Consider the following 9,996-nt stretch of genomic DNA (forward strand, 5'->3'; position numbering starts at 1 on the left):
CGGAACAGAGCGGATTGATCGGGCAGGAGTTTACCGTGACGACGACCGACCGCGGAGTCCTCGAGGCGAAGCTGACGAGCGTGAACCCCAACTTCGCCGCGGTCTTCGTCCAGTACTTCCGCGAGTTGGGCCTCAAGCCGGGCGATCCCGTCGCCGTCGCCCTGACCGGCTCCTTCCCCGCATTGAACATCGCCGTCCTCGCGGCGGCCGAAGAGCTGCGACTGGCGCCCATCGCGATCACATCGATCGGCGCAAGCATGTGGGGGGCGAACGACCCGAACTTCACCTGGCTCGACATGGAGAGCCTGCTGATCAAGAACGGACTTCTCAAGACGCGCAGCGTCGCGGCCTCTATTGGAGGAAGCAACGACCGGGGTCGGGGATTGAGTCCCAAGGGACGGAGCCTCCTCAGGCAGTCGGCGGATCGCAACGGAGTCCAGATCATCTGGGAGTCGACCCTGGAGCATTCGGTCGCGAAGCGGGTCGAGATCTACGACCTGGCCGCCGGGCCGCGCGGAGTGCGCGCCTACGCCAATATCGGCGGCGGCTCCGCGAGCGTGGGGACACAGCAGAGCGCCGACCTGATCAGGCCCGGGATCAGCCGCAGCCTCAAGCGCTACAACTGGACGCAACGTGGCGTGCTCCATCATTACGCGGGCAAGCGGGTCCCGGTGATTCACCTGCTCAACGTCGAACGAGTCGCCGAGGATCACGGCCTTCCGATCACTCCGGAGTCGGTCCCGCCCGTGGGCGAAGGGGAGATCTTCTACCGGGAGGCTTACGATCTGCGGATCACGGTCCCGTCGCTGCTCGTCTATCTTGTCCTCTGTTTCGGCGTGCTGCGTGAGCGCCACCGCGCCGCACGCGCCGCAAAACACGTGGTGGCTCCCGTCCTGGTTTCCAGCCCCGCTGCGGAACCGATCGGAGAGAGGAGTGGGGGATGAAGGTCCGGTTTCGTCTTGCCGTCGCGCTAGCGCTCCTTCTCTGCGGCTGCCTCGTCGGTGGAGCCTTTGCCGCGACGAAACGAATCACGCCGCACGCCCATGGCGGCAAGCAGAAGATCTACATCGGATCGAAGTCCTTCACCTATCACAAGGCCTCGAAGCAGATGCCGCTCGTCTTCCGTCTGAAGGGTCCCGCCCCGCTGCGCGTCCTGAGCCGTCATCTTTATGATCCGATGGCCAAGCCCCAGAAAGTCACCTATCGCTTCAATGTCGAGATCGACGGCGTCGTCCTGAGAACCGCGGAGGAAACCGCCGTCGTCAGCAAGCAGGCGCTTCGGGTCGGCGAGGGGCCCGTGGGCACGCTCGAGAAGGCCGTCTTCCAGGTCCCGGCTGGGGAGCATACGGTGAAGATCTATCCGTCGGATCAGGGAGAGACGGTCGCGTTTCGCGTGTATATGGGCACCGCGAAGAAGAGCGCCACCACCTGGATCCCCTTCTCTCCCGAGACCTACGTCCAGGCCGTGAGGGTACACAGCGGGGAGAGGGAGTCGACTTGCTACCGATTCAGCCAGACGGCGCCCGTCGCCTTCACGGTCGAGGGGCCCCTCCGGATCAAGATCGGGACACGTCTCGACTTCGGCGCGGAGAACGGGACGAGCCAGACCTACGGGATCCGCGTCGCGCTCGATGGGAAACCATGGAAGAGCTTCGGGATGAAGTCAAAGGCGAGCCACACGGTCGTCTACCCCGACATGACCGAGGTCACTCCAGGGCTCGAGCGGACCGTGGCCCTCTCCATCCCCGCCGGGAGGCACAAGGTGGAGATCTATCTCGACCGCGCCGCCGTTCCCACGGCGTCTCTTCGAATCCTCGCGGCCCAGAAGGACCTCCGGACGGGACGCGGGACGGGAGGGCGGACGCCGCGGCGATAGAGTCGCCGTCACCGAAGCCTAGCCCAAGAGGTGCTCCGCCAGGATCCTCAGTCCGATCGCGATCAGGACGAGACCGCCAAGGACTTCGACACGCTTGCCCCACGCTACGCCGATGCGCCCGCCCAGCGCCATGCCGAGGGCCGTGAACCCCGCGGCGACGAGCCCGATCACGATCGCGGGCTTGACGATCGCCGAGCCGATCATCGCGAGGGAGAGCCCGACGGCCAGCGCGTCTATGCTCGTGGCGATGGACAGCAGGATCAGCCCCCAGCCGGTCGTCGGATCGGACGACCGGCCCCCCTCCTGAGGGTCATGGAAGGCCCCCCATAGCATCCTGCCTCCCACGACGGCGAGAAGGGCGAAGGCGATCCAGTGGTCCACAGCCGAGATGTACCTGTGCACCGCCCTGCCGGCCGCCCAGCCGATCACAGGCATCAGCGCCTGGAAGAGACCGAAGTGAAAAGCCAGGCGGACGACGTGCCGTCCGCTCGGCGTCCTGAGCGCGAGCCCCGTGACGATGGCGACGGCGAAGGCGTCCATTGCCAGAGCGACCGCGACCGCGAGGAGATCGATCAGGCTCATCCCGAGAAGTATCGCCGTCGCGGTCGGCCCGGTCTAGACGCTTCTGAACTGATCCGAGAAGCGCGCAGGCGCCTCAGAGGCAATCGAACGCTCTAGTGGTACACGCAGAGAATCACGTTCTCCTTCTCGCTGTACCAGCCGTCCTCGCACCCCGAGTCGCCCTGCGTCCCGAGGTCCCAGTAACCCTCTCGATATCCCTGGGACAAGATCCAATAGTAGGTGTGATCGTCATCTGGGCTCTGGCCGGAAGGAGTCACCGTCACGAGAGCCTTGTCCTCATCCTCAAGGTCATCGAACGCGATCTCAACGTAGCCGTCGTTGTCGGTGTAATCGGTCGCCGAGTCCACCTGGCCGACGCCCATCCGCCAGATCACGACGTCGATGCGGGCGTCGCTGAGCCATCCGACAGACCAGCAGCTCTTGACCTTGAGTTTCAAGACGCCGGTCACGCCGGCGTGCCCCTTTTCCGCCAGGAAAGGAAGCCCCGCGAGAAGAAGAATTAGGGAAGCGAGCGCTGACGATCTCCAGAGAATGCTACGTGGCATGATTCCCTCCCATGTGTCGCCTAGATCCTCCCGATCATCGAAACCGCAATCCCCCCAAAGTCGTCACGAGTTCGTCTCGGTCATCTGCTCCCTGGCGCGCAGCTCCAAGCACTCCGCGAGGAGTCCCCGGCACCTGCACTCTCTCGCGATGCAGATCGCCTGCGACAACCGCTCCTCTGCTTCGTCCTTTTCTCTCATCACGATGAGGGCGCGAGAGAGCGCGAGCAGCGCGCGGCCTCGGTGGTAGCCCATTCCCTGCTTCGATAGAATCTCAAGCTCCTCCGCGAAGAGATCAGCGGCAGACTCCGCCATCGCCTGATCCCCGAGCTGACCGGCCCGATCCAGTTGAAGCAGCCCCAGGTGATGGAGGTAGCGAGCGGCGGCGAGCTTGTTGTCGAGTCTTCGGCCGGCCTCGACCTCGCGCCTGAGAAGGTCCATTGCCTCGTTGAGAGATCCCTTTTCCTGAGCGAGGAGCGCCCTCGCCCTCGCCGTCGCCGTTCTCACCGCGGCGCTCCCGCCATCCAAGGTCAACAAGAGATCCTGCGCCCTCTCGCGGACGCGATCCCAGTCGCCGATGTCGAGAAGCGCATCCACGAGGAAGCGGAGGACGTCCGCCTGAAGGACCACGGGGACACCGTCCTGGCCTTCATCGATCGCTCGGACGCTCTCTCGGAGCGCTCCGTTGCGCTCCCCCCGGTGCAGATGGCAGTAGGCGACCAGGAGCAGGACGGGCACGAGCCGAGAAGGCACCTGGCGGACGATCGAGCGGGAGAGGAGGTCTCTCGCCTCCTCCATGGCGCTCTCGATCTGATCGAGATAGGCCCATGACCATGCGCGCTGGATCCGCAACCCGGTCCGCCGCAGGAGGGAAGCGCGATCGCCCGCTTCCTGAATTCCCTCGTCCGCGCACTTGGCCGCCGACTCGAACTCGCCCAGGCGTGTGTGCAACAGCGTGAGGTTGTATCGGAGCTGCGCGGCCGTCTCGGGATCCGATGCGTTCGCGAGAGCTTCTCGCATGATCCCGGCCGCCCTCCCGGGATCCTGGGGAAAGAGAGCGGTCGCAAGCGTCAAGAGGCTCAGAGCCTCTTGATGAAGCCCGCTCCCCCTGAGCCCCTGGACCGCCCGGTCGGCCCGAGCCTTCGCCTCGACCGTCTGCCCGGCCCCCAGCGCGTGCTGTGCCTCGAGGAGGTCGAGGATCGCCCGGCGGATCTCGCTGCGCGCCCATTCGGATTCGCGCAGCGTCGACATGTATCCCGTGAAGGCGCCGTCACTGGGCTGGCTGGCGACTCGATCGGCCAGATACACGAGCGCATCGCCCGCAGCCTCGGGGTCCTGGCCCGCGGCCGCCCTCTCCAATAGGAGCAGCGACGTGCCGGGAGCCACCGACCTGAGGCTCAGCGCGATGGTGACGAAGAGTCGCTCCGCGCTCCAATCAGAGGAGAGCCGAGCGCGGAGTTGCGCCAGACTCTCGAGCGTTACGTCCGGGGTCCAGTCGCGCCCGGGATCGGCCACTCGCGAGACGATCGTCAGCAGATCCGGCCAGCGACGCTGCCGATCCGCGCTCTCCAGGGCCGCCGAGAGCCATCGCCTCGACTTCACCTCGTCTCCTACCCGCCAGGCGATGGCGCATAGATCGAGGACCTCTTCGACGCGGCCGGGATCGGGCTCCCAGTTTGCGTGCAGCCAGCGATCGATCTCCCGGGACTTCGCATGATCCCCACTCGCGGCGGCCTCCCTCAGATCCCGGGTGATGAACCTCAGACGGCCCCCTTCTTCTTCGATCAGAAGAGCGTGATCAAGGATGGCCGGCAAGGCCGCGGAGCATGCGAAGCGATCGAGAAGGCGGCGGATCAGATCGGCGGGGAATGATCGACCCGCATGTGCGCAGATTCGCACGGGCTCCACGAGGTCGCGCGACACAAGGTCGAGGGACGGACCCACGCTCGAAGGTCTCCATCTCGGGATCGCGCGCTCCAGGCGCTCCCCGTCGAGCCTCCACGAAAGGCCGTCCTCCTCGCCGCTGCGACCCACGCAGTGCGCGAACCCCTCCGCGGAGAGCTTCAGGTCTCCCTCGGCGCGCTCGTAGAGCGCCCGGGCGAGCATCTCGACCGGCCCGCTCCTTGCGCCCAGGCTGGCGCCAACGATTTCGCAGAAGCTCTCGAAGTCAATACAGGGCAGGACCAGCCTCTTCCAGCGTGGAGCGCCGACGAGGCGCCGGAGCCGATCGCCCGTCCTGCCTCCCAACCAACGCAGACCGGGTGATGGATCGCCGACGCCGCAGAGGACGATCCCCTCCCCATCCGCTTCGGCCTGATCGAGCGAGTCGATCGCGCGATCGAGGGATGCTCCCGATCCCATCTCGGAGAGGTCCGCGATCCAGGCAGGCGGCCCTCCGGCTCTCGCGATCGCGAGAACGGCCTCCATGAGGAAGCGAGAAAGACCCGTTCCCGGCCTGGCCTGGACCAGAATGCGCGCGCCGGGGGACGCCCCCGCCAAGTCCAGCAGCCGGCGCATTGAGGACTCTCTTCCCCGCATCGGCCCAGCGCCGAAAGGCGGGACCTCTGCTTCCTGCGGGGGAAGCCGGAAGAGGCGGGTCAGCTCGCTGCGCAGAGCGACCGCGTGCGGATAGCGCTCCGCGGGAATCGGCTGTTCCAGCTTCTCCAGGATCCTCCGCCAGGCCGGATCCTCTTCCAGGGCCGGAAAGAGGGTGCGGAGCATCACGCCCAAGGAGAAGAGGTCCGCCCGCCCATCGACGATCCATCCCCGCCGCACCTCCGGCGCGATGTATGGAGGCATCCCGCCTCTGACATCCTCCTCGTCACCGCCCGCCATGGTCTCGATTGCGAACCCCAGATCGAGGAGCCTCGCCCGGGCCGGTTCCAAGTCCCCGGCCAGGATGACGTTCATAGGATTGACGTCGGAATGGACGTATCCTGAGCGGTGAAGGTGGGCGAGAAGCCCGCTGATCCGCCGAGCCAGAATCGGGACTTCCGCCGGGGAGGTGTCTCGGGCAGCCTCAAGAAGCGTCTTGCCCGGTAGGCGCTCAAGGACCATTATCAGACCGCGCGAGGTTCGCCAGGCGAGATCGGCGATCCTTGGCGCGATCCCGAACGGCAACGCCAGGAGGCATCAGGCTTCTCTGGGACCAAGCGTGGAATCCACGCTCTTCAGCACAACGCTCCGGCCCGTCCAGCGATCGAGGGCGAGAGCGACGCGTCGGCCCTCATGCTCCTCGATCAGGCGTCGGACCTCGTAGCGGGGGTTGTCGCCGGACGACCTCTTCTCGCCCGAAGCGGGCTGACCGCCATTCTCTCTCCTGCCATCCCGTTTCATGCTGGTCCCCGCCCAAGTACTATACAGCCCCTTTCATGTCTGAACAACACTTGAAATCTTCCGCTTGTCCGCCTAAAATAGTGCGAGGGGTTGATCCTCGGGGCAAACCGCCTCAGATCCACCCGTGAGAGGAGCCCAAGGATGAAGTCGGGTAAGGGCCGTTCCAAGCAGACGCCTCCCCAGCGCAGGGCGAAAATCCTCGAGGACCTGGACGAGCATGACAGCCTCCGGGCCGATCTGGATGAGACGGAAGGCGTGACCGGCCGGACGGGCGGCGACCTCCGATCGCGCGCGACCAGCTGGGAGAGCTCGCAGCATGTCCAGCAATTGCAGGGACTGGCTTGCGCCATTACCGCCCAGCTCGATCTCCATGTCCTCATCAAGACGATCCTGGATCAGGCCACCGCGCTGATGGGGGCATCGCGCGGCATCCTCTTCCTCGGACGGCAGGACGCAGCCGGTCTGGTTCCCGTGCTCGCGCAGAACATCCGCGGGCAGGAGCTGCGGGCGGTCGAGAAGGTGAGCCGCACGATCCTCACAGAGGGGAAGCAGGGGCGGCTGATCATCACCCAGGACGCGCTCTCCGACGCGCGCCTCGCCGCCCTCGAGAGCGTCCGGCTGAACGAGATGCGCTCGATCGTCTGCACTCCCCTGGTCTCCCCGTCGGGACAGGTCGGCGCGCTCTATCTGGACGCCCCCTCGCCCAACGCGTTCCCTGAACGCGCGCTGCCGCTCCTGGACGCCATGGCCCGCGTGGCCGCCGTCGCGCTCGAGAACGCCCAGGTGCACGGTGATCTGGTGCGCGAGAACGACCAGCTTCGCAGGAGCAATCCCTCGCACCAACCGTGGGACCGCCTCCTGGGTCCGAGCGAGAGGATGGAGGCGCTCCGCGCCCAGGCCGCCACGGCCGCGCTGATGGACCAGCCGCTGCTGCTCGTCGGAGAGAACGGGAGCGGCCGCAGCATCCTCGCCCGGGCGATCCACGATGCCAGCCGCCGCGCGCGGGAAGCCTTCATGACTTGCGACTGCGCCGCGATGCCGGCTTTGGTCCTCAAGGGCGCCGTTCTGGGCCGGAGCGGAGTGGCCGTTCGCGGCGCTTACGGAAACGAGGCCGGCCTCGTCCGGCTCGCGGACCGCGGCACCCTCCACGTCGCCGGGGCCGACGCCCTCGACGAAGATCTCGCGGGCATACTCGCGCGGATCGCGCAGAGAGGGTTGTATCGCCCCCTAGGAGGCCGCCGTGACGAGCGGATCGACGTCCGCATCCTGGCCTCGTGCGAACCCGACAGGACGGGGGAGCGCGTGGGGGGAGTGCTGCTCCCGGCCGCGTTCGCGTCGATCTTCCACGCGGTTCACCTCGTCGTTCCGCCCCTTCGCGAGCGATCCGAAGACATTCCGATCCTCGTCGCCCGTTTCGTCCGGCTGTTCGAAGAGCCAAGCAAGGGGCACAAGGAGACGAAGTTCTCGCCCGACGCCATCAAGCTGATGCAAGAGCAGCTCTGGCCCGGCAACATTCGTGAGCTGAGGCACTTCGTGCACAGACTTCTCCTCTCGCAGGGCGGATCGGTCATTCAGGCGAACGATGTTCGGCATGCCCTCGCCGCCGCTCCGGACGCCGGCGCCGCCGAGCTGGGACCCTGGTCGGGCAAGATCAGGAGTCTCTGGGAGTGGGAACAGGAGGCGATCCGCCAGACGCTCCTCAAGACCAGGGGGAACAAGGCCGAGTCGGCCCGCCTGCTGGGGATCCACCGCAACACGCTGTCGCTCAAGCTCGCGAAGATGAAACTCGAAGGGGGCAACCGCTAGAGCGGCTTGACCGCATCCGGGCCGCTCGCTTCCCACATCCGCTCGGCCCGGCGCGATGCGCCAGGGGGCGCGGGGCTTGGATCTTCGCGACCGCCTTCGCTCAGCCATAGCGCAAGCCCCGCGGATCGACGGTCATCCATGCGCTCGATTTCACAAGGGCGCCCCGAGCGTCGACCTTATCTGCTGTCGAGGCGCGAGACTGCGTGCTATGCTCTCCGGTCATTTCAAGGGCCGCGAGCGCGGCCCTATTCAATCCAGTCTCCAGCATCGAAGGGGAAGATCGACAACATGAACACAATGAAGAGATCCATAGAAACCCGCTCGCTCACTCGTCCGGCAGCGGTCATTGCGGTTCTCGCGGTCGCGCTGTCCGGCGCGTTGCTGTCGCCCGGGGATTCAGTCGGCGCGGAGCACGTCTTCGGCGCCGTGCTCCTGGGGAGGCAGGAGGTTCCGCCAAACGCATCGACGGCCTTCGGCGGAGGGCAGTTTCTCATCGACACGGACGCGAACACCATGAGCTACCGGATCGCGTTCACGGGGCTGACGGGGGCCGAGACCGGGGCGCACATCCATGGCTTCGCGCCTCCCGGAGCCAACGGCGGCGCGCTCCACAACCTCCCCCTCGGCAACCGAAAGCTCGGCGTGTGGAACTTCGGAGCGGCCAACGAGGATGATGTCTTCGCCGGCCTGACCTACGTGAACATCCACTCGGCCGGCTTCCCGGGAGGGGAGATTCGCGGCCAGCTTCGCGGATTCGTCAATCCTGCAGTAGGCGGCCATCGGCCCACGCAATTCGAACCCGGCGGCGGGCTGGTCGCCTCCCGAATCCCGGCTCTCGACCCCGACGGTTCCCTCCGTCCCGCAACGTCCGCGTTGCGGCGCGGGGCTCAGGTGAACCGTCGGGGTCCAGGGCTCTTGCCGGGTAATGCGCCGCCTGCTCGCTCAGCTCGGGCCAAGCACCAGCAGGCGCGGCTCCGTCATCTCCTCGATCGCGCAGCGGACGCCCTCGCGCCCGAACCCCGACTCCTTGACGCCTCCATACGGCATGTGATCGACCCGCCACGTCGGCGTCTCGTTCACCAGCACTGCTCCGACCTCGAGATCCTGAAGAGCGCGGAAGGCGTGACCGAGATCGTTGGTGAAGAGTCCCGCCTGAAGCCCAAAACGCGAGTCGTTCACCTTTTCCAGGGCCTCGTCAAAGGTCCCATACCCATCGAGAACGGCGACCGGCCCGAAGACCTCCTCGCTCGCGATGCGAAGCTCGGGATCGACATGCCGCAGGAGGGTCGGCTCGATGACGTTGTGGCTCCGGCGCCCGCCCACGACGATCGTCGCGCCGCGATCGCGGGCTTCCGCGATCCAGGACATCACGCGATCGGCCTCCTCGCTGCGGATCAGGGGACCCGCGACCGTCTCTTCACGGCTCGGATCACCGAAGGTCACGCTGTCCCTCACATGAGCCGCCATCGTCTCGGCGAACCTTTCCTCCTCCTCCCGGGGCACGAAGATCCTCTGGACCGAGATGCAGCTCTGTCCCGCGTGGGCATAGGCGGAGACGGCGATCTTGGGGATCTGGGCGAGGAGATCGTATCCCCTGTCGAAGACGACTGCGGCGTTGCCTCCCAGCTCGAGGACCACCTTGCGCCGGTAGGCCCTCTGCTTGATGGCCCAGCCGACCGGCGGACTGCCGGTGAAGGTGACGAGCTTGATCCGCTCATCTTCTAGGATCGCCTCCACATGCTGCACCGGGCAAGGGACGACGTTCAGAAGGCCCGCGGCAAGTCCCGCTTCCGCCGCGACCTCCGCGAGAAGAAGGGACGAGAGCGGCGTCTGGGAAGCCGGACGGAGGATGAC

The 9,996-nt window shown here is 66.5% G+C and carries 8 protein-coding genes and 1 pseudogene; 4 read left to right on the forward strand and 5 right to left on the reverse strand.

What is annotated here, in order from left to right:
* Together pgsW and FJY88_09090 are read left to right on the forward strand one after the other, a co-directional pair.
* Positions 1 to 944, forward strand: a 944-nt coding sequence (pgsW, locus tag FJY88_09085) for a poly-gamma-glutamate system protein (protein MBM3287485.1), incomplete at its 5' end; no start/stop codon positions are given.
* Entirely contained in the window at positions 941 to 1,876 is a 936-nt protein-coding gene (locus tag FJY88_09090; protein ID MBM3287486.1) for a hypothetical protein, read from the forward strand. The genes pgsW and FJY88_09090, both read left to right, overlap by 4 nt.
* A gap of 18 nt (positions 1,877 to 1,894) precedes the next feature.
* Here the strand turns inward: FJY88_09090 and FJY88_09095 are convergent, their stop codons facing one another.
* The 4 genes from FJY88_09095 to FJY88_09110 all read right to left on the reverse strand — a co-directional run bounded on the left by FJY88_09095 (position 1,895) and on the right by FJY88_09110 (position 6,336).
* Complete coding sequence (locus FJY88_09095) at positions 1,895 to 2,458, reverse strand: manganese efflux pump (GenBank protein ID MBM3287487.1); 564 nt, start codon at positions 2,456 to 2,458, stop codon at positions 1,895 to 1,897.
* A 92-nt stretch (positions 2,459 to 2,550) separates the two neighbouring features.
* A complete protein-coding gene (locus FJY88_09100) occupies positions 2,551 to 3,003 on the reverse strand; it encodes a hypothetical protein (protein ID MBM3287488.1) in 453 nt (150 codons plus the stop codon).
* Positions 3,004 to 3,066: 63 nt separating this feature from the next.
* Positions 3,067 to 6,057 (reverse strand): hypothetical protein, encoded by a 2,991-nt coding sequence (locus tag FJY88_09105; GenBank protein MBM3287489.1) that lies wholly within the window; start codon positions 6,055 to 6,057, stop codon positions 3,067 to 3,069.
* 75 nt (positions 6,058 to 6,132) lie between these two features.
* A complete protein-coding gene (locus FJY88_09110) occupies positions 6,133 to 6,336 on the reverse strand; it encodes a hypothetical protein (protein ID MBM3287490.1) in 204 nt (67 codons plus the stop codon).
* A gap of 141 nt (positions 6,337 to 6,477) precedes the next feature.
* On the opposite strand from FJY88_09110, the gene FJY88_09115 reads away from it, so the two are divergent.
* Positions 6,478 to 8,142, forward strand: coding sequence for a sigma-54-dependent Fis family transcriptional regulator (locus FJY88_09115; protein MBM3287491.1), 1,665 nt, complete (start codon positions 6,478 to 6,480; stop codon positions 8,140 to 8,142).
* Between the two features lie 138 nt (positions 8,143 to 8,280).
* Positions 8,281 to 8,889 (forward strand): annotated as a pseudogene (locus FJY88_09120) (CHRD domain-containing protein).
* 195 nt (positions 8,890 to 9,084) lie between these two features.
* On the opposite strand, the gene FJY88_09125 reads toward FJY88_09120, so the two are convergent.
* On the reverse strand, positions 9,085 to 9,996 hold a 912-nt coding region (locus FJY88_09125; GenBank protein ID MBM3287492.1), incomplete at its 5' end, for an aldehyde dehydrogenase family protein.

Source organism: Candidatus Eisenbacteria bacterium, assembly GCA_016867495.1.
GTDB lineage: Bacteria > Eisenbacteria > RBG-16-71-46 > CAIMUX01 > VGJL01 > VGJL01.